A 20815-nucleotide genomic window follows, 5' to 3' on the forward strand; every position below is an offset into this window, starting at 1 on the left:
CGGTGGACCGCGGCTCCGGGCCTGAAGGCAACCTGCCGGTGAGTTCAGGCATTCCGATGATCACAGATAGTCAGATGATCACGGCTTCAGAGCTCACGCCGACGGAGATCGCACCGCCGGCGGGCTCAGGCGTCCCGACGCTTGGCCAGGACGAGCCCGATGGCGAACAGGCCGAGGCAGATCGCGGCGAAGTACACCAGGGAGCCCCAGGGGCCGAAGGGCATCCCCTTCACCACGGGCGGCCCGTCGGAATGCTCCACCTGCCCGGYGACGATGAAGTTGTCGCCGTTGACAAACGGCAGCCAGTGCTGGATGTGGCGACCGACCCGGGGGATCGCCGGCAACAGGCTCTCCGCCAGGAACAGGTAGACGAGCATGATCACGATCGCGCCCGCCGACTGCCGGATGATCAGACCCAGAGCCAAGGCAAAGATCGCCGCGAACAGGTAGACCAGACCGACACCGAAGACGTTGCGGTACTCCTGCGCCGTGTCCAGGGCCAGGGGGGCATCCGGCCTGATCAGCTTGGCGACGCCCCAGGAAGCGAAGGCGGTGAGCTCGCCGACGGTCCCCGCGAGCAGGGCGACGACGACGGCCTTCGCGAGCAGTGCCGGCGTCCGGGTGGGCACCGCGAGGAACGTGGACCGGATCGTGCTGAAGCGGTACTCGGTGGTGACCGCCAGCGCGGCCATCACCATCATCACCACGAGGCCGAAGTTGTAGGCGAACTGGGTGACGTTCGGGGTGAGGTCGGCGAGGTCGTTATCGCTGGTCGCCGCCGCGAAGATCGAGGTCAGCCCCACGGTGAGCGCGGTCGCCAGGATCATGCACCACCACGGTGAGCGGGTCGAGAACAGCTTGATCCGCTCGACGGTGAGCAGTGTCATCGTCCAGTCCCTCCTCGTGCCGCCTCGGCCGAGGCCGACGAACCGCCCCCGACACCCACGCCACCGGCATCCACGCCACCGTCAACCGACTGGCGGGGTGTCCCGGCCAGTGGACCGGCGGCAGTTCCCRCCGGCACGGGCCCCGGCGGAGCACCTGTCGCCGACCGGCTGTCGCCAGGCCCCGGCGTCCCGGCGTGGTACTCCACCTCGCCGCCGGTCAGTTGGATGAACGCCTGCTCCAACGAGCCGCGCTGCGCCGCCAGCTCGTGCAGGACGAGYCCGATCCGACCGGCCAGCTCGCCGACCTGCTCGGTGCTGCTGTTCGACACGAGGAACGCCGCCGGACCACCGTCGCCGGCGGCGACGTCTCGAACCGCGAGGCCCTGACCGGTCAGCACGCCACGCAGCCGCTCCATCTCCGGCCCGCGGACCCGGACCGCCGACTCGGACGCCATGTCGATGAACRCATGGGTACTGGTCTGGGCGATCAGCCGCCCGCGACCGATGACGACGAGCTCCTGGGCGGTCAGCGCCATCTCGGACAGCAGATGACTAGAGACGAAGATCGTCCGCCCCTCGTCCGCAAGTCGATGCATGAACTGACGAATCCAGAGGATTCCTTCCGGGTCCAGCCCATTCACGGGCTCGTCGAAGAGAAGGACCTGCGGGTCACCCAGCAGGGCCGTCGCGATCCCGAGACGCTGTGCCATCCCGAGCGAGAAGCCACCCGCCCGCTTGCCGGCGACCGAGGTGAGCCCGACGATCTCCAGGACCTCGTCGACCCGCTTCCCGGGAATTCGGTTCGCCGCGGCCATCCACCGCAGGTGCGAGCGGGCGGAGCGGTTGGGATGCACCCATTTCGCTTCCAGCAGCGCTCCGACCTGGCGGAGTGGTTCCTTCAGCTCGGCATATCGCTTACCGTCGATACGGACCTGGCCTGCGCTCGGATTGTCGAGCCCCAGGATCATCCGCATTGTAGTGGACTTTCCCGCACCATTCGGCCCCAGGAAACCGGTCACCTTGCCTGGCTGCACCGTGAAGGACAGGTCGTTGACGGCGACCGTACGTCCGTACCGCTTGGTGAGCCCTTGCGCCTCGATCATTCCCCTCCTTTCCGTGGAACATCACTATGTCGGGATGACGGACCGGACCCGGGCTGCTGCCCGCTCGGTAGGACCCGCCGACGGCAGGACCCGCCGACGGCAGGTAGGTAGGTAGGTAGGTAGGTAGTTGCACCGACCGGCCGCGCCTCCCCCGGTTGGCATCATCGTCGCGGAGCACCCACCATCGAGCCAGCCGCTATCGGCCAGCGGAGTGTCATCCTGCCGACAGGAAACAGGCCGTGAACCCGCAGCAGATTTTCCAGCACCGCGCCGAAATGCACGGTGACGTCACGCTCACCGTCGGTCCAGGCCCGCGGCTTGCCCGAGGCGACGTTCAGTATGCTAACCGATCGCCCAGGGCGGACCGTCGGCGATGGACCGGCTACCAGCCGAGGTGGCACCCGCTCGGCTCGCCGGCGGATCAGCCGGATCAGCCGGATCAGCCGGATCAGCCGACGATKACCGGCGCCAGCCGGGCCCACTGCTCGCGCGGGAGCCGGGTGGGAGTGGAGGTCAGCACCTGGATGGCCACGTGATCGGCACCGGCCTCATGGTGCTCGGCGACCCTGGCTAGCACGGAGTCCACATCGCCCCAGGCCACCACGGCATCGACGAGGCGCTGCGAGCCGGCACCCGTCAGATCGTCCTCGGTGAAGCCGAGACGGCGCAGGTTGTTCACGTAGTTCGGCAGCTTCAGGTAGAACGCGAGGGTGTCGTGCGCGACCGCCCGGGCCTGAGCCGGATCGGTGTCGAGGATGACCATCTGCTCGGGCGCGAGTAGTGCGTCCGGGCCAAGCAGCTCCCGGGCGCGCCGGGTGTGCTCGKGGGTGGTGAGGTAGGGCAGGGCACCCGCGGTGCGCTGCGCGGCGATCCCCAGCACGCGGGGACCGAGAGCGGCCAGCGCCCGGCCGGCCCGYGGGACGCCCAGCTCGTCGAGGGTGTCGAGATAGTCGACGAGGACGTCAACGGGACGCTCGTAGCGACGGTCGATCCTCTTCTCCACCAGCTCCTTGTGGCCGGCACCGAGCCCGAGCAGGATCCGGTCGGGGTGCGCCTTCGCCAGCATGGCGTAATGATCGGCGACGACGTCCGCCGGTTCGGTCCAGATGTTGAGGATGCTGGTACCGACCACCAACCGATCCGTGTTGTCCAGGATCGCGGCCGCGAGCTCAAGATCGCCACTGGCCGCGCCGATCCATACCGTCGGSACGCCAAGGGCCTCCACCTCGGCCGCGATCTCCGCCCGGGCCGGGACATCCTTCGGCCACTGCCGCTCGGTTGCCCACAACCMGATCCTGCCRACCTCTGCTACCACGACGAGCCCCTTCCGCGCAGGGAACTGCCACTGTCCGTGCCATTACCCCATCACGTCTGCTACCCCGTACGCACGCCCGGCATGTCGGCCGGTTCGTTGAATCTGTGGATCGGTAGTTCAGTGGATGGGCGGATCAGGGGATACAGGGGATTCAGGAACCGGAATGATCACGCGGACAGARGGAGGTCGGGCACCGCGGTGGTCTGCGACACGGCGGCCTGCGGCCGCAGCTCGTCGAGGGACAGCTGGTGAACCGGCGGCCCGTCCAACACGATCCGAGAGGTCACGGTGAGATCGGCGGCCACATGCAGCAGCTCCCCGCTCTCCATCAACCGCCACCGAGGGTCCTCGTCCATCCGCTCGCTCTCGACCACGACCGCGGGCTTGGTGAGCAGGTCGAGAGAGCGGACCCGGATCTCGCTGAACGGACTCGCGTGATCAAGGTGGCGTTCGTTGCGCCCACCCGGGCCACGCCGAAGGACGTACAGGCCATTGGTGTCCGGATACCGCAGAGCCCAGAGGTCCCGCTCCGTGATGAGAATCATGTTGATGGAGTACAGCGGCAGGTTCTCGGCGGCCCAACGAGCGGCGGATGCGATTCCCTCGCCGACGTCCCCGTCACAGGCGTCGATCTCGCGGGTGACGAGGGCGAAGAAGCGTTCCGAGTCGGTGTCACCGAGGACCGGGAGACCGCCCGTGCCGAGCTCGGCGTCCAGCTTGTCCAGCCCCTCGATCACGCCGTTGTGCGCGAAGATCCGCCCGTTTCGAACGAACGGATGGGTGTTGTCCTCGCAGGCCCGGCCGGTGGAGGCGTGCCGGACATGCGCGACGAACGTCGAGGAGGTGACGTGCTGCGGCTCCTGGGCGAATGCCGTGTCGGCCCGGTTCCGAATGGCCTGTTTGACCACCCACGCGGTGCCATCGGCGTCGAATCCGCCGAGACCAGCCCCCTCCGGGGTCCGCAACGTCGCCGCCCGGGGACTGTCCGGCGCATCCAACAGCCAGAAAGTCGCCTGCACCCTCGTCGGCCCGCTGCTCATCGCGAACAGATGACACATCTACGCCCTCCCTCGCCGATCTCAACGGCTCCGGTACTGTGCCGGCCAGGACGCTACTGGTTCCCGCGTCCCAGACGCGGGTCCACCGAGCGGTGGCCGGGTCGATTCCYCGAAGCGAAAGGGGCAACGTTACCCCCGCCCCGGCGYCCGCGACATGCCGACGAATCTGCACGCGAATCCGCTTTCGTCAACCCGTCAAGGGCCTGCTGGCGCATCGGTCCCGCCGTGAGGGCTGCCGTGAGGGCTGCCGAGCAGAGGTCGCACGGCACCCGGACCCCGTCCGGGCACTGGCCGGGTGCCCGCCGGGACGCTGCATGGTGCCGACGGGCAAGGCGGTGTTCCCCGCGCCCCGCCGGCCCCGCCGTGATCAACCTTCCGAGTCGTCACCCGACAACCGCCTGGGACCACTAACGGTGACACATCCGGATCGAAGCGACCATTGCATCCCGTTTTTTCCGTAAATTTGCATCACATCACGTGATCAGAAGGGCTGTCAGACCGCACGATGATCAACCCTTACCTGACCGTCGGATCCTGCTCGGGCGACAACCGCAACCGTGTCCGGCCACCCGTACGACCGCCGCCCCGGGCACCGACCGGGATGCCCGTACCAATTCGTTACCTTAAGTTTCCCTCGATCCMCCCGGAACCGCGGGACCATGAAGACGTCACTCCCCCTCCCTGGAGTAACGTATTTACGCTATTAGTCTTACTCTCCCGTTACGGCACGGCAGAATCGGGGACACGTGGCGGAGTCATTGGGATCTTTCCAGGCGCTGTGCATTCTCTTCTTCTGCGAGCAGTACCCGCCCGTCGTCTGGGACGGCGCGGGCACCTACACCGCGGCGCTGGCCACGGCACTCGCGAAGCTCGGCCACGACGTCCACGTCCTGTGCGCCCAAGGGCGTCATGTCGTCGACTCGGTGGAGGACGGGGTGCACGTCCACCGGCGCCCGTTACTACGGGTGCCGGTCAGCCGCGGGCTGGGAAAGCTCGGCGCCCAACTCCGGKGACCCCTGTACCCGCGTGACTCGCTGGCGCTGCGGGCCAGCCTCCCGCTGTCCTATAGCTTGTGGATGYGTCAACTCGGACTCAGACCAGACGTGATCGAGACCCAGGACGGGGAAACCCGCGGCCTGATCCAGGCCATACGTCGCTCCACGCCGCTCGCCATCCACCTCCACTGCCCGACCATGCTCACGGTCAGGCTTTCCGGCCAGCCGGTCGGGTTGAAGGGCCTGGTCGCCGACCGGCTGGACCGGACATCGGCGAGCCTGGCCGCCGTGGTCACCTCACCGTCGCAGCTGCTCGTCGACACGCTGCGGGAGCAAGGCTGGTTGGGTGACCGTGAGGTGGAGGTGATTCCCAATCCGTTCGACGCCGAGCCGTGGCTCGACATACCCGACGTCGCCGACACCACGCCGACAGTCGCCGTCGTGGGTCGACTCGAGGCCTACAAGGGCGTGGACGTGCTGCTCGACGCGTCGGCCCGCCTTCGTGGCGCGGGGGTGGCGCACCGGCTGGTGCTCGCGGGACGCTCGGCGGGTGAGATCAACGGGGTGCCCTCGGGCGAGTGGCTGGCCCGCCGGGCCCGCCAGCTTGAGCTGGACGTCGAGTTCACCGGGCACCTGTCCGGTTCTCAGATCCGCGACGTCTACCGGCGGGCCCGTGTCGTCGCCGTGCCGAGCCGCTTCGAGAGCTTCTCGATCGCGRCCGTCGAGGCGATGGCGGCCGGCCGGCCGGTGGTGACCACGACCCGGGCCGGAGTCGCGCCCTTCGTCGAGCGGTGGGAGGCCGGATCCTCGGTACCGGCCGGCGATCCGGTGGCGCTGGCGGATGCGCTGGCGCCGTTCCTGCTTGACCCCGCGCGGGCGAGCGCGTTCGGGGCACGGGGTCGCCTCGGCGTGGTCGAGATCGAGCCCTCGGCCATCGCTCGCCGCAAGGTCGAGGYGTACCAGCGCGGCATCGCCCACTTCGACACCCGCAACCGGCAGCAACACCCCCGGCCGAGCCACGCGGCCGCCGATTTATACCCCGACCTGTCCCGGGAACGGCGCCGCCACCGGCACTGGCCCGCAGCCCGGCCCTGAGGTGGCACCCGGCCCTGAGGTGGCGCTCGCAGGCTGACTACCGGCTGCCCCGTACCTGGTGACCGGCCCGCCACGGCCGCTCGAAGTCGAGGTGCCGCAGCGCCCCCGCGGCGACGTAGACCTCGTACGGACTCCCCAGGGTCGCGAGCAGGGAGCCGGTCACCGGGGTGGCGGCGTCGGACGCCGCGTCGTCCTCCCCCACCTGGGTGGCGTGCTCCGCGAGGGCCCTGCGCTGCCGCGCCCGGAAACCGCGGGCGTCCACGAGCAGCGGGCGGCGTTCCCGCAACCGGCGGACCGGCTGGACGAACAGACGCTCAGCCGACCAGCCCGCCGTCCCGTAACCCAAGGTCCAGGGCCAGTGCGTCCAGAACCAGACGGTGTATTCGAGCACCTGGCCGCGATAACCGGTGGTGGCGACCGCTCGGCGCACCGCCTCGTTGGTCGCGTCGTGGTCCGGGTGCCCCTCGCACGAGGTCGGCGCCAAGATCTGCTCGGGCGCGAGGGTCTCGATGAGCTCGGTGAGCCGCGCGGCGATGGCGTCGATCCGGTCGGAGAGCTCGGCGTCGGGGAAACCAAGAAAGCGCACGTCGGACTCGTCAACGTCCAGCAGGGTGCAGGCCCGGCGAGTCTCCGCCTTGCGCACCTCGATCAACTCCGCTGGCGGGAGCGTCACCGGCTCCGCGCGGGAGCCGTCGCTGACAATCACCACCGTGACCGGGGTGCCGGCGGCCCGCTTACGCATGATGGCCACCGCGCAGCCCAGCGTCTCGTCGTCGGGGTGTGGTGCGACGACGAGACACGACCTCGTCGTCATGGACGAGGTGATGTCGATGCCTCGCCGGGTCCAGGCCCGGCGCCACAGCGACCGCGCCGGCACCATCACCCGGTCGCGCACCGTCTCCGGATCACCCGGGATCACCCGCCGGACCACCTTCGCCACGTTCATCCCGTCGACCTCCCGTATGGCGGCGAACACCGGCCAGCGGACGCGATCCGAGATCGACGCCGTGGCCGCGCTCACTGTAGCGACCGCCACCGACATTCCGCCCTCGGGTGGTGTTCCCGCAGGTCCTCGCCATGTTCGTTCACGAGACGCCGATGGGCGCAGGGCAGTTCTTCGCCGGGTTCGGCCCCAGCAGACATGGCGAAAAGACCTGGTCAGACCCCGTCTGACACACGTCTCCCAGAGTGGAGCGGGCGACGGGAATCGAACCCGCGTTGCAAGCTTGGGAAGCTCGTGTTCTGCCTCTGAACTACGCCCGCGTAGCGCATTCGCATCGTACCGGACGGACCGGGTCGGGTGGGGCCCCGGGCTGTCCGGCGCGTCCGGCGCGTCCGGAGTCAGCCGTCGATGCTGTTGACGGAACCGCTAGGGCCGGTAGGACCGATACGGCCGCCGGTCCCGGGCAGGCGCAGGAAGCRCAGCGGCTCCCGGCCCGAGGGCTGCTTCGGCCGTTCCAGGACGGGCGTCGGCGGGACCTCCATGCTGACCGGCTGGCCGGGAACCACCCGGACGGTCTTGCCGTGGTGCAGCAACGTCATCGCCGGCCCCGCGGGGACGGTGTAGACGGCCGTCGAGTCGGAGACCTCCACCCGCAGGTGCCGCCCGCGGACACAGAGCCCGAAGGCCAGCCTGGTCAGTCCCTCGGGCAACCGCGGCGCGAACGAGATCACCTCACCGCCGTCACGCAGCCCACCGAAGCCCTCGACGAGGGCGATCCARCTTCCCGCGAGGGAGGCCATGTGCAGCCCATCTCCGGTGTTGTGCTCGATGTCATGCAGATCCATCAGGGCGGCTTCGCGCAGGTAGTCATGGGCGAGCGACAGGTGCCCACACTCAGCGGCCAGCACCGCCTGGGAGCATGCCGACAGTGACGAGTCCCGAACCGTCAGAGCTTCGTAGTAGGCGAAGTTGCGGATCTTCTCGTCCATCGTGAAGGCGTCACCCCGGCGCTGCATCGCCAGGACCAGGTCCGCCTGCTTGATGACCTGCTTGCGGTAGAGGTCGAAGTACGGGAAGTGCAGCAGCAGAGGGTACTGCTCGGGCGCGGTGTTCGCGAAGTCCCAGACCTGGTGTTCGGTGAATCCCTCGGACTGCGGATGGACGCCGAGATGGGGGTCGTAGGGGATGAACATGTTCTCGGCCGCGTCCCGCCAGGACGCCGTGACCTCGGCGTCCACGCCCAGCTCGGCGGCCCGGTCGGGATGGCGGCGGGCGGCGTCCGCCGCGGCCACGAGGTTCCGCTGCGCCATCAGGTTCGTGTAGACGTTGTTGTCGGCGATGGCCGAGTACTCGTCCGGGCCCGTGACACCGTCGATCCGGAAGCGGCCGTCGAGGTCGTGATGTCCCAGCGACCGCCACAGCCGGGCGGTCTCGATCAGGATCTCCAGCCCCACCGTGCGCTCGAACCGCTCGTCCCCGGTGATGGTGACGTAGCGGGCGACCGCGTCGGCGATGTCGGCGTTGACGTGGAAGGCGGCCGTCCCGGCTGGCCAGTATCCGGAGCACTCCTCTCCGTGGATGGTGCGCCAGGGGAAGACGGCGCCCTTCAGATTGAGCAGATCGGCTCGTTCCCTGGCCAGCGGCAGAGTCGCGTACCGCCAGCGCAGCGCGTCGGCGGCCGCGTCGGGCGCGGTGTACGTCAGGACGGGGAGCACGTACGACTCGGAGTCCCAGAAGGCGTGCCCGTCGTAGCCGGGGCCGGTCAGGCCCTTGGCCGGGATCGCCCGCCGCTCGGCCCGCGATCCGKCCTGCAGGACGTGGAACAGCGCGAAGCGAACGGCCTGCTGCACCTCCGGATCGCCGTCGACCTCGACGTCGGCCCGCTTCCAGAAGGCATCCAGGTACTGCCGCTGCTCGGCGACGAGACCGGGCCACCCGGTCTGCCGCGCTGCGACCAGCGCCGCGGCCGCTTGGTCTCTGAGGGCCGGCAGGGACCGTTGCTCCGACCAGCCGTAGGCGATGAACTTGACCATCCGCAGCTTCTCGCCCGGGGCGAGTACCGCCGTGGCCGTCACCCGGCCGGCGTCCGGCTCGCTCTCCGAGGAGACACCCAGCGAGTCCGGCCCGGCAAACTCGTGGTCCATGGCCGCGGCGACACGGATCTCGCTGCGGTGGGTGATGTGGACGAGCTCAACCATCGTGCCGCTCGCCCGATGGCGCTCGGATCGCAGCGGCGACTCCAGCGCGGACGCGGCCCGCGGGTCACCGTGCCAGGCCGGCAGCTGCTCGTTGGCCACCAGCTCCGACTGGATGACGACCCGCGCCGGGTCGCCCACCGGCTCGATCTCGTAGTACACGGCCGCGATGGAACGCTGCGAGAACGACACCAGCCGCTCGGAGTGCACCCGGATAGTCTGCCCCGCCGGCGAGACCCATTCCACGTCCCGCCGGAGCACGCCCTCCCGGAAGTCGATCGCCCGCTGATGCGACCGCAGATCGCCATAGCGGATGTCAAACGRCTCGTCGTCGACAAGTAGACGGATCACCTTGCCGTTGGTGACGTTGATGACCGTCTGGCCGGACTCTGGATATCCGTAGCCGGCCTCGGCATAGGGCAGGGGCCGCAGCTCGTGGACCGAGTTCAGGTAGGTGCCCGGCAGGCCGTGCGGATCGCCCTCGTCGAGGTTTCCCCGGAGCCCGATATGGCCGTTGGACAGGGCGAACAATGACTCGGAGCGGCCCAGATCGGAGATGTCGAGACCGGACTCCTGGATGGACCACGACTCGATCAGATAGGACGCTTTGTCGATCATTCGGGGCCGGGCCCGGAGCCGTGGCCGAGCAGGTCCGCCAGGTCGTTCACCACGATGTCGGCCCCGTGGGCGCGCAACGCGGCGGCGTGCCCCACCCGGTCGATCCCCACGACCCAGCCGAACCCGCCGGCCCGCCCCGCCTCGACGCCGGCCAGGGCGTCCTCGAACACCGCCGCCCGCCGCGGCGGCACCCCGAGCAGCCGGGCGCCGGCGAGGAAGGTGTCGGGCGCGGGCTTTCCGGCGAGGTGGTCACGGGCGGCAACGAGGCCGTCCACCGCTCCGTCAACGAGGGCGTCAAGCCCAGTCGCCTTCAACACCTCGGCGCAGTTGGCGCTGGAGGAGACGACCACGCGGGGGATCCCCCGCGTGGCCAGTTCCCGCAGATACGTCACCGAGCCGGGATAGATGTCCACGCTGTCCCTCCGAATCCGTTCCAGCAGGAGGAAGTTCTTCCGGTTGGACAGCCCATGCACGGTGAGCGCGGACGGCGGGTCGTCCGGTGTTCCGTCGGGAAGCCTGATGTGACGGGCGTCGAGAAAGGCTCGCACACCGTCGATCCTGGGCCGGCCGTCAACGTACTCGACATAGTCATGCTCGAGGTCGAAGGGGACGAACGGCTCTCCCGACCGCTTGGCCCAGTTCTCCAGGAAATCGTCGAACGTCTCTTTCCMCGCGGCCGCGTGGATCGTCGCGGTGTTCGTCAGCACGCCATCCAGGTCGAACAGACATGCCTCGATGTGATCGGGTAGCCCGAGCATCCGTCCCGCCTGTCCCTTCCGCCCCAGCCTTCCCCGGGGGCACCCGTCCGACCGGGTATTCATCGACCGRCCACGTGCCTCCTACCCGGGTCACGCTCCGTCTCACTCTTCCACGCGGCCCCATCCTCCTCCGGGTGGACGGTGAAGATCGACCGCTCATGCTCTAACGTCCGGGACGTGCTGTTGTCCGACCGGGACATCCGGACCGAGATCGCCACGGGCCGGATCCGTCTCGACCCCCACGACCCTGGCCTCATCCAGCCGTCCAGCATCGATCTACGGCTGGACCGCTGGTTCCGGGTCTTCGCCAACCACCGGTACAGCCACATTGATCCCTCTCTTGAGCAGGAGGATCTCACCGAGCTCATCGCCCCGGAGGGCGACGAGCCGTTCGTCCTGCATCCGGGCGAGTTCGTCCTCGGCTCGACGCTGGAGATCGTCACCCTGCCCGACGATCTCGCYGGCCGGCTGGAAGGGAAGTCGAGTCTCGGCCGGCTCGGGCTGCTCACGCACTCGACGGCGGGCTTCATCGACCCCGGCTTCTCCGGGCACGTCACGCTGGAACTGTCGAACGTGGCGACGCTGCCGATCAAACTCTGGCCCGGCATGAAGATCGGCCAGCTCTGCCTGTTCCGGCTGTCCTCGCCGGCCGAGCACTCGTACGGCTCGACCATCTACGGTTCGCGCTACCAGGGTCAGCGCGGCCCGACCCCGTCGAGGGCCTACCGGGACTTCACCCGCGCACCGGTCCCGAACGGGGAGATCCCCCCAGGCTGACTTCCTTGTCTTTCAGCTTCCTCGCCTTTCCWGAGGGTTTTATGTCCGATTTATCCCTCTGGAAAGGCAGGGACGCAATTTAGCCGACAGGCTCGGCGGACGCCTCGGTCGGAGCCGCTGGCGCCGACGGCGCCAGCGAACGGGCCAGGAGCTGGGAGACGTCGAGTACCTCGACACCGTCCTTCGCCTCGCCGCTCAGCTTCTTCTCGGTGACGGCATCGGTGAGCATCACGATGCAGAACGGGCAGGCGGTGGACACGACGTCCGGGTCGAGGCCGAGGGCCTCCTCCATCCGGTCCACGTTGACCCGCTTACCGATCTTCTCCTCCATCCACATCCGCGCGCCGCCGGCACCGCAGCAGAAGCCGCGGTCCTTGCAGCGGTGCATCTCCTGGCCCCGGATGCCCGGAATCGCCGCCAGGATCTCCCGCGGCGGGGTGTAGACCTTGTTGTGCCGCCCGAGGAAGCAGGGGTCGTGGTAGGTGACCGACGACTCCACCCGGGTCACCGGTACCAGCTTGCGCTCCTCGACCAGTTTGCCGAGCAGCTGGGTGTGGTGGACGACCTCGTACTGACCGCCGAGGGCCGAGTATTCCCGGGCGAGGCTGTTGAAGCAGTGCGGGCAGGTGGCAACGATCTTCTTGACGCCCGTGGCGTTCAGCAGCTCGATGTTCGCCTTGGCCATCTCCTGGTACAGGTACTCGTTGCCGAGMCGGCGCGCCGGGTCCCCGGTGCAGGACTCGTTCGTACCGAGGATCGCGAACTCGACCCCGGCAGTGTGCAGGAGCTCCGCGAAGGCCCGCGCGACCTTTTTGGCGCGGTCCTCGATCGCCCCGGCGCAGCCGACCCAGTACAGGTACTCGACGTCGTCGGGGATCTGCTCACCGTCGCCGAGGACACGCACCTCGAAGGGCAGGCCCTCGGTCCACTCGGTGCGGGTCCGCGGCGAGACGCCCCACGGGTTGCCGTTGTTCTCAAGGTTGCGCAGCATGACGCCGGCCTCGGACGGGAACGCCGACTCGATCATCACCTGGTAGCGACGCATGTCGACGATGTGGTCGACATGCTCGATGTCCACCGGACACTGTTCGACGCRCGCGCCGCAGTTGGTGCACGACCACAGGACGTCGGGATCGATGACCCCRCCCTCCTCCTCGGTGCCGACCAGCGGCCGGTCGACCTGCGGCTGACCGGGCTGCGGCACCCGGCCGAAGCCGGACTCGGGCACGTGGTGCACGGTGTGGGAGGCGGAGGCGTCCTCGGCGATCCCGGTGACCGCCTTCGGCGCCTCCTCACCCTCCGCCGCGCCTTCGGTGGACAGCAGGTAGGGCGCCTTGGCGAAGAGGTGGTCACGCAGATCCATGATCAACAACTTCGGCGACAGCGGCTTGCCTGTGTTCCACGCCGGGCACTGGCTCTGGCACCGCCCGCACTCGGTGCAGGTGGCGAAGTCGAGCATGGCCTTCCAGGAGAAGTCCTCGACCTTGCCGACGCCGACGACCGGCTCGTCCTCCTCCATCAGCTTCTCGATGTCGGGAGTGGTGGCCAGCGGGCCGAGGGCCACCGGCTGGCGCTTGAGCACGACGTTGATCGGGRCCAGGCCGATGTGCAGGTGCTTCGAGTAGACCACCAGCACCGAGAAGCCCATGATCACCGCGATGTTGAGCAGCAGGAAGGCCGTCTCGATGCCCTCGTTCACATCGTGGGAGAGACCGGAGAAGATGCGGCTCACAGCGTAGGACGCGAAGGCCCACTTCGTCTGGCCCTGCGGGAGGTTGCCGGTGTTGTACTGGGCACCACGGTAGAGCAGCAGCGTCACGATAACGGCGGTGATCAGGCCGAGGATGACCCAGGCCGGCCCGGTGTGCGAGCCGTAGAATCGCGACTTGCGCTCCAGCCGCGCCGGGGCGTTCTTCAACCGGATGATCGTGAAGGCGACCAGGCCGGCGAGGACCRCCACGGCGAAGAAGTCCTCGAGGAAGCCGATGGCCGCCCAGTGCCCGAATCCCGGGATGTGGAAGTCGTCGTCGAACAGGCCGCCGTAGGCCTCGATGACGGTCAGCAGCAGGATCGTGAAGCCCCAGAAGGTGAAGAAGTGGGCCGCCCCGGGCACCGACCACTTCAGCAGCTTGCGCTGCCCCCCGACCTCGCTGATCTCCGTCCAGACGCGGGTCGGCAGGTCGTCGAGCCGGCCCTCGGCCGGCTGGCCGGACCCGATCAGCCGGAACAGCCAGAAAACCCGACGCCCGGCAACCGCGAGAGCAATCAGCGTGATCGCTCCACCGATCGCAATTCTCACAGCATCCTCCATCTGGCACCCACTATCGCGGGCGAGCCTGCTCGTACCGACCAGCAACGTATGGGACGAGTGGCTCACGCCACCCGGACAAGTGGCCCGCGCCACCGTATGGGCGGGTCCGGTCCCAACCTCCCGGCCAACCCGTCTGTCCGGGTCCCCACCCCGGACGTAGGGGCACTATGAGGCCGACAGCGAACCCGCTCACCGTCGACCCTGCCACGACGTGGTCCGAGCGGCCCGATATASGGGGTCCGAAGGCCCGATCGTCCGCGCGAGGTGCACGGGACTGCTACGTTCAGCGGCAGATGCCCAACCGACACGCAACGCCTCGCACCGTCACGACTACCACGGCGCCCCGGATCCCGCCATCCCGGAACGTCGCTCCCCCGCCGGGAGCCTCCCGGGCCGACGAGGTCAACCCTTGTGCCGGCAGGTGCTTCGACGCACCATAAGGACAGCCTTCGCCCACGGTGACCGGGCGATCGTGTGTCCCGCGGTGCTCGCCACCTTCACGTTGTGCCTGGGCCCGGTGCCAGCGCTGCCGCGACGACGCCCGGCGTGCTCCGGCGGACGGGCCCTACCGACGTTGACGACCCCGCGAACGACAACTCCGCGAACGACAACTCCGCGAACGACGACCCTGCGAACATGGTGGGCACGATGGCGACGATCACCCGGCCGACGATGACCCGAGTCGGCCGCCCTGGACACTCCCTGCAGACGGAGTACCTCCGGGCCAGGGAAAACCAGGCACTCGTGCGGCGGGACAAGCTGAGCYGCGAGGTACCCCGCACCGCGGTGCGCTCGGCCCTGGTAGGACTCGCTCTCGCCCTCGTCATCGGCTTCGGCCTAGGGCTGCCCACGGTCGCGGTCGTCGTGTTCCTGCTGGTCTTCATCGCCTGGCCGGCCGGGATCGTGATCGCCTCGTTCGGGACCGCCCCCGAYGTCGAGTCGCTGCGCGAGGGGGCCGAGGCGGAGCGCAGGACCGCGCGCGCCATCGCCCGGCTGCGCCGCCAAGGGTACGTCATCCTGCACGACCGGGCCGTCCCCTACTCCGAGGCGACCATCGGTCACCTCCTGGTCGGGCCCGGCGGGGTGATGGTGCTCAGCAGCRACAACAACAAGGGCACCGTGCGGTACAAGAAGGGTGGGGCGACCTGTGACGGAGAGTCACTCAAACCCCCGATCGACCGCACCGCCTGGTTGGGTGGCGAGGTCCGCAACCAGATCCGCGCGGCACTGCCGATGCTTAAGATCCCGATAAGTCCGATCCTGGTGATGGTCGAGGCCAACGTCCTGTGGAGCGACGGCGCCCTCGACGGAGTGACGATCATCAGCATCAAGGACGTCGTCAACTACATCCGGCGCAAGCCCGGCCGACTCAACCCCGGTGAGGTCCAGCAGATCGTCGCCGCCACGGAACGGCTGTTTCCGGCCTACTCGGCCAACCGCCTCGCCGAACAGATCACCGTCGGTCGGGACCAGTGGCTGACCCTGATGGATGCGCTGCGCACGATCCGTGAGCGCGACGGGGACGCTTCCGAGATGCTCGACCGGCTCGCCCAGATCGAGTCCGACCTGGGCCGGCAGGCCGACCTCATCAACCGGACCGGAATGCCACTCGCGGTTCCCGGCCGGGCGGGCGCCGGCGAGGCCACGAGCGGCGGGCCGGACGGTCCGTCGGCTGCCGGCATGGGGCCGGTTCCCCGGCTCGGATCACGCGCGGGCGGACGGCCACGCCCGGGGGCCCGCCGCGGGCGCATCCTGGCCGCCGTCCGACCGCCCCGGGAGACGACGGACCCCGACGCCGGCCAGGCGCCCGGCGACGGTGCCGCGGGTGGCGACGATGYCGCGGGTGGCTCGGCCCCGCAGCCACCCGCCGGAAGCTGACGCTCTCCCGTTCCACCTCCCATTCCACGCCCTGCCGGCTCCTCCCGCCGGCTCCCCTTCCGGTCCCGCCCGGCGACGCTGGCGGGAATTTCCCGGCCACACATAAAGTTGAGCGTGTCAGGCTCACCTCTGTCGGGCTATGATGGGAGCCGTCATCATGAGTCAGAGCGACTCAATACACCGACCTGACTTAACGTTGGCGGAACCGAGGCGTCCCGGAGTGATCCTCAAGCCTCGGTTCACCGACAGGTTCCATCCCCACGAGGTCGGTGCGCCCGTCTGATCGGCGCCACCGACATGATCGAAAGGCACACAGACATGGCACGAGCGGTCGGTATCGACCTCGGCACCACGAACTCCGTCGTGAGCGTGCTCGAGGGCGGCGAACCCACGGTGATCGCCAACGCCGAGGGCTCCCGGACGACCCCGTCGGTCGTGGCTTTCGCGAAGAACGGCGAGGTCCTGGTCGGCGAGGTCGCCAAGCGTCRGGCGGTGACGAACGTCGAGCGCACCATCCGGTCGGTCAAACGCCACATGGGCACCGACTGGAAGATGAAGGTCGACGCGAAGGATCTCACGCCCCAGGAGATCAGCGCGTTCATCCTGCAGAAGCTGAAGCGGGRCGCCGAGTCCTACCTCGGTGAGACGGTTACGGACGCGGTCATCACCGTCCCGGCGTACTTCGACGACGCCCAGCGTCAGGCCACCACCGAGGCGGGCACGATCGCCGGGCTCAACGTCCTGCGGATTGTCAACGAGCCGACCGCCGCGGCCCTCGCCTACGGGTTGGACAAGGGCGAGAAGGAGCAGACCATCCTGGTCTTCGACCTCGGTGGCGGCACCTTCGACGTCTCCCTGCTGGAGATCGGCGACGGTGTCGTCGAGGTGAAGTCCACCTCCGGTGACACCCACCTCGGTGGTGACGACTGGGATCAGCGCATCACCGACCACCTGATCAAGACCTTCAACGGCCAGCACGGGGTCGACCTCGGCAAGGACAAGATGGCCCTGCAGCGGCTGCGGGAGGCCGCCGAGAAGGCGAAGATCGAGCTTTCGCAGTCCACCCAGACCGCGATCAACCTGCCCTACATCACCGCGTCGGCCGAGGGTCCCCTGCACCTCGACGTCTCGCTGTCGCGCGCCGAGTTCCAGCGGATGACCTCCGACCTCATCGACCGCTGCAGGCACCCCTTCCAGCAGGCGGTGAAGGACGCGGGGATCAAGGTCAGCGACATTGACCACGTCGTCCTCGTCGGTGGTTCCACCCGGATGCCCGCCGTCGTCGAGCTGGTCCGCGAGCTGACCGGGGGCAAGGAGCCGAACAAGGGCGTCAACCCGGACGAGGTCGTCGCCGTCGGCGCCTCGCTGCAGGCCGGCGTGCTCAAGGGCGAAGTCAAGGACGTCCTGCTCCTCGACGTCACCCCGCTCTCGCTCGGCATCGAGACGAAGGGGGGGATCATGACCAAGCTCATCGAGCGCAACACCACGATCCCCACCAAGCGCTCGGAGATCTTCACCACCGCCGAGGACAGCCAGCCCTCCGTGCAGATCCAGGTCTTCCAGGGCGAGCGCGAGATGGCCGCCTACAACAAGAAGCTMGGCATGTTCGAGCTGACCGGCCTGCCKCCCGCCCCGCGGGGCATGCCCCAGATCGAGGTCACCTTCGACATCGACGCGAACGGCATCGTGCACGTGTCCGCGAAGGACCTGGGCACCGGCAAGGAGCAGTCGATGACCATCACCGGCGGCTCGGCGCTGCCGAAGGACGACATCGACCGCATGGTCCGCGACGCCGAGCAGTACGCCGAGGAGGACCGCAGGCGCCGGGAGGAGGCCGAGACCCGCAACAAGGCCGAGACGCTCGTCTACTCGACCGAGCGGTTCCTCGCCGAGAACGGCGAAAAGATCGACGCCGCGGTGAAGAGCGACGTGGAGGAGAAGCTCGGCACGCTGCGGGGCGCCGTCGCCGGCACCGACACGGCGGCGATCCGCGAGGCGGCCGACGCGCTGGCCGCGGCGAGCCAGGCGATGGGCCAGGCCATGTACGCGCAGGCCGCCCAGGAGGGCGCGGGTGCCTCCGGCGGCGCCGGAGCAGCCGACGACGACGTGGTCGACGCGGAGATCGTGGATGAGGAGGACAAGAAGTGACCTCAGGCCAGGCCGCGGACTGGTGGGGTTCGTCTCGGCCCGACGGCCGGGACGAGGCCGAAGAGCCCCCGGTGGTGGTGCGGGACCGGCGCCGGATCGATCCGGAGAGCGGCGAGGTCCGGCCGGAGGCGGCCGCGCCTCCCGGCCCGACGGCCACGGAGGTTCCACCCGCCGGAGTCCCGGCGGGTGAGGGTGACGGTGAGCTCGTGGCGTCGCTGCGCCAGCAGGTCACCGAGCGGACCGCGGACCTGCAGCGCCTGAAGGCCGAGTTCGACAACTACCGTCGGCGGGTCGAGCGAGACCGTCAGCAGATCGGCGAGCAGGCGACGGCGAAACTGCTGGCGAGTCTGCTGTCGACCCTCGACGACATCGGCCGGGCTCGTGACCACGGCGATCTGGAAGGCCCGTTCAAGGCGATCGCGGAGGCCCTGGAGGCGGCCCTGGAGGCGACCGGGCTGGAGCGCTACGGGGCGAAGGGCGACGAGTTCGACCCGTCGGTCCACGAGGCCCTGATGCACTCCTACCGGTCGGACGTGAGCGGGCCGACCTGCGTGGACGTCTTCCGGGCGGGTTACCTGCACGCGGGCAAGGTGTTGCGGCCCGCGCAGGTGTCGGTCGCGGAACCGTCGGGCGAGGTGGACGAGATCGTCGATCAGCCGGTCGAGGCGGAGGTCGTCGCCGGGGCCGGCGAGGTGCCGGGGAGCGGCCCGGGCCAGGCAGGCGGACCGCCGGATCGGCCGACATCGGTCCCCGATGACACGGGCAGTGTGCCCGGCCCGGACAACGGCGGGCCCACTGTCAGCGCCGGCTGAAAAGGGGAGCCAGGTCCGTCCGGCCGTCCGCGAGCCGGGGTCTGACGGACACGGCGGGCCACCGCCTCGCGCGGACGACATCATGAGGGAAGGAGGGGCGCCGTGAGTGTTCGCGACATGGTCGAGAAGGACTATTACGCCGCTCTCGGCGTTCCAAAGGACGCCTCGGCGACCGACATCAAGAAGGCGTACCGCGGGCTGGCCCGTGAGCTGCACCCCGACAAGAACCCGGGGGACGCCAAGGCCGAGGCGCGCTTCAAGGAGGTCTCCGAGGCCTACGACGTTCTCTCGGACGAGGGCCGTCGACGGGAGTACGACGAGGCCCGCGCGCTGTTCGCGGCCGGCGGTCGTCCCGGCGGCGGCTTCGGCGGGCCTGGCCGAGCCGGGGGTTACGGCGGGTTCGGCGCGCCCGGCACGGGCTACGGCAGCGGGCCGAACCTCAACCTCGACGACCTTCTCGGGGGGGCGAACGGCGGCCTCGGCGGCATCTTCGACAACCTGTTCCAGCGGTCGTCACCCGGACGCGGTCCGCGTCGGGGTGCCGACATCGAGGCCGAGGTCACGATCCCCTTCGAGAAGTCGCTGACCGGCCTGGAGGCGTCGGTCCGGCTTCCCGGGGCCGCGACCTGTACCACCTGCACCGGCAGCGGGGCGCGTCCCGGCACGACGCCGCGCACCTGCCCGACCYGCCGTGGGCTAGGTGTGGTCTCCCGCTCCCAGGGTGGCTTCGCGCTCTCCGAGCCCTGCCGCGACTGCCTGGGCAAGGGCACCCTGATCGACCATCCCTGCCCGGACTGCCGGGGCACCGGCCGGCGTGAGCGTGAGCAGCGCATCCGCATCCCAGCCGGGGTGAGCGACGGACAGCGGCTGCGGGTCCGGGGGCGTGGTATACCCGGCGAACRGGGCGGACCGGCCGGCGACCTCGAGGTGACGGTGCACGTGCTGCGCCATCCGGTGTTCGAGCGGGAGGGGAGCAACCTGGCGATTACTCTCCCCGTGACGATCACCGAGGCCGCGCTCGGCGCATCGATACGGGTGCCGACCCTGGACGGTGCTCCGCTYACGATGAAGGTGCCGGCGGGGACCTCCAGCGGTCGACGCCTGCGGGCCCGCGGGCGGGGTGTCCCCACAGCCGGAGGCGGGAACGGGGACCTCATCGTCACCCTCGAGGTGACGGTACCGAAGCCGAGTGATCTCTCGCCACGGGCACGTACGGCGTTGCTGGAGTTCGCCCAGGCCCATCCCGAGGACCCACGGGCGCCGTTGATGGAACGGATGGAGGCAGGCGGATGACCGGGCGGCCGAACCGCACATCCGACCCGCCGCCCGCCCGGCGTGGGCGAGCGACGGGAACAGGGCGAACAATGGGGGCAGGGCGAACAGGGGAACGGCAGCTCCAGCGGGGGCCGGCGGCGTCCCCCACCGAGGTTCGGCCGGACACCGAGGTTCGGCCGGACACCGAGGTTCGACCGGAGGGCTACTACCCCGCCGGCCCGCTGCCGGGTCCGGCCCACGACGAGGACGCACCGGTCTACGTCATCTCGATCGCCGCGCAGCTCGCCGGGATGCATCCCCAGACCCTGCGGTCCTACGACCGGCTCGGGCTGGTCACGCCTGGGCGCACGGCCGGGCGGGGGCGTCGTTACTCCGCCCGGGATGTGGCGTTGCTGCGCGAGGTGCAGCGACTGTCCCAGGAGGAAGGCGTCAACCTGGAGGGGGTCAAGCAGATCCTCCGGTTGAGCGCCCAGGTGATGGCGCTGCAGGCGCAGGTGCGTCAGCTCACCGAGGAGCTCGCCCGGTCCCGCGCCGACGCGGACCGCGCGGTGGCCGAGGCGCATGCCAGTCACCGGCGTGACCTCGTCCCGGTGGATCGCGGCGCGCTCGTGGTCTGGCGGCCGCTGCCCCGCCGCTGACCGGCCGGG

15 protein-coding genes and 1 tRNA gene are annotated in these 20815 nt (G+C 69.4%); 7 read left to right on the plus strand and 9 right to left on the minus strand.

Annotation, left to right across the window (positions count from 1 at the left end):
• Window positions 1-125: 125 nt before the first annotated feature.
• The 4 genes from CcI156_RS02020 to CcI156_RS02040 form a co-directional block, all read right to left on the minus strand.
• Window positions 126-887, minus strand: a complete 762-nt coding sequence (locus CcI156_RS02020) for an ABC transporter permease (RefSeq protein ID WP_076804116.1) — start codon at window positions 885-887, stop codon at window positions 126-128.
• Window positions 884-1990, minus strand: a complete 1107-nt coding sequence (locus tag CcI156_RS02025) for an ABC transporter ATP-binding protein (RefSeq protein WP_076804117.1) — start codon at window positions 1988-1990, stop codon at window positions 884-886. Before CcI156_RS02025 ends, CcI156_RS02020 begins: the two co-directional genes overlap by 4 nt.
• A gap of 448 nt (window positions 1991-2438) precedes the next feature.
• Entirely contained in the window at window positions 2439-3305 is an 867-nt protein-coding gene (locus CcI156_RS02035) for an LLM class F420-dependent oxidoreductase (RefSeq protein WP_076804119.1), read from the minus strand.
• Between the two features lie 167 nt (window positions 3306-3472).
• Entirely contained in the window at window positions 3473-4363 is an 891-nt protein-coding gene (locus tag CcI156_RS02040) for a class II glutamine amidotransferase (RefSeq protein WP_076804120.1), read from the minus strand.
• Between the two features lie 746 nt (window positions 4364-5109).
• Between CcI156_RS02040 and CcI156_RS02045 the strand changes: the two genes are divergently transcribed.
• Window positions 5110-6453 carry a glycosyltransferase family 4 protein gene (locus CcI156_RS02045; protein ID WP_076804121.1) on the plus strand — a complete coding sequence of 448 codons (1344 nt, stop codon included), beginning with the start codon at window positions 5110-5112 and terminating at the stop codon, window positions 6451-6453.
• Window positions 6454-6490: 37 nt separating this feature from the next.
• Here the strand turns inward: CcI156_RS02045 and CcI156_RS02050 are convergent, their stop codons facing one another.
• The 4 genes from CcI156_RS02050 to CcI156_RS02065 form a co-directional block, all read right to left on the minus strand.
• Window positions 6491-7489 carry a PIG-L deacetylase family protein gene (locus tag CcI156_RS02050; protein WP_232234820.1) on the minus strand — a complete coding sequence of 333 codons (999 nt, stop codon included), beginning with the start codon at window positions 7487-7489 and terminating at the stop codon, window positions 6491-6493.
• Between the two features lie 153 nt (window positions 7490-7642).
• Window positions 7643-7716, minus strand: a tRNA-Gly gene (locus CcI156_RS02055).
• A gap of 78 nt (window positions 7717-7794) precedes the next feature.
• Window positions 7795-10209 carry a glycoside hydrolase family 65 protein gene (locus CcI156_RS02060; RefSeq protein WP_076804122.1) on the minus strand — a complete coding sequence of 805 codons (2415 nt, stop codon included), beginning with the start codon at window positions 10207-10209 and terminating at the stop codon, window positions 7795-7797.
• The gene (locus tag CcI156_RS02065) at window positions 10206-10967 is read right to left on the minus strand and encodes an HAD family phosphatase (protein WP_076804123.1); all 762 of its coding nucleotides are present in this window, start codon (window positions 10965-10967) and stop codon (window positions 10206-10208) included. Before CcI156_RS02065 ends, CcI156_RS02060 begins: the two co-directional genes overlap by 4 nt.
• 177 nt (window positions 10968-11144) lie before the next feature.
• Between CcI156_RS02065 and dcd the strand changes: the two genes are divergently transcribed.
• Window positions 11145-11744 carry a dCTP deaminase gene (gene dcd, locus CcI156_RS02070; protein ID WP_011438703.1) on the plus strand — a complete coding sequence of 200 codons (600 nt, stop codon included), beginning with the start codon at window positions 11145-11147 and terminating at the stop codon, window positions 11742-11744.
• Window positions 11745-11823: 79 nt separating this feature from the next.
• Here the strand turns inward: dcd and CcI156_RS02075 are convergent, their stop codons facing one another.
• Complete coding sequence (locus tag CcI156_RS02075) at window positions 11824-14043, minus strand: (Fe-S)-binding protein (protein ID WP_076804124.1); 2220 nt, start codon at window positions 14041-14043, stop codon at window positions 11824-11826.
• Between the two features lie 660 nt (window positions 14044-14703).
• Between CcI156_RS02075 and CcI156_RS02080 the strand changes: the two genes are divergently transcribed.
• The 5 genes from CcI156_RS02080 (at window position 14704) to CcI156_RS02100 (ending at window position 20806) form a co-directional block, all read left to right on the plus strand.
• Entirely contained in the window at window positions 14704-15933 is a 1230-nt protein-coding gene (locus CcI156_RS02080) for a nuclease-related domain-containing protein (RefSeq protein ID WP_076804171.1), read from the plus strand.
• A gap of 318 nt (window positions 15934-16251) precedes the next feature.
• A complete protein-coding gene (dnaK, locus tag CcI156_RS02085) occupies window positions 16252-18081 on the plus strand; it encodes a molecular chaperone DnaK (RefSeq protein WP_076804125.1) in 1830 nt (609 codons plus the stop codon).
• Window positions 18078-18893, plus strand: a complete 816-nt coding sequence (grpE, locus tag CcI156_RS02090; RefSeq protein ID WP_011438707.1) for a nucleotide exchange factor GrpE — start codon at window positions 18078-18080, stop codon at window positions 18891-18893. Before dnaK ends, grpE begins: the two co-directional genes overlap by 4 nt.
• Window positions 18894-18995: 102 nt before the next feature.
• Complete coding sequence (locus CcI156_RS02095; protein ID WP_076804126.1) at window positions 18996-20186, plus strand: DnaJ C-terminal domain-containing protein; 1191 nt, start codon at window positions 18996-18998, stop codon at window positions 20184-20186.
• Complete coding sequence (locus CcI156_RS02100; protein ID WP_023840675.1) at window positions 20183-20806, plus strand: heat shock protein transcriptional repressor HspR; 624 nt, start codon at window positions 20183-20185, stop codon at window positions 20804-20806. Before CcI156_RS02095 ends, CcI156_RS02100 begins: the two co-directional genes overlap by 4 nt.
• Window positions 20807-20815: the final 9 nt, after the last annotated feature.

The organism is Frankia sp. CcI156, assembly GCF_001983015.1.
GTDB classification, from domain to species: domain Bacteria; phylum Actinomycetota; class Actinomycetes; order Frankiales; family Frankiaceae; genus Frankia; species Frankia casuarinae.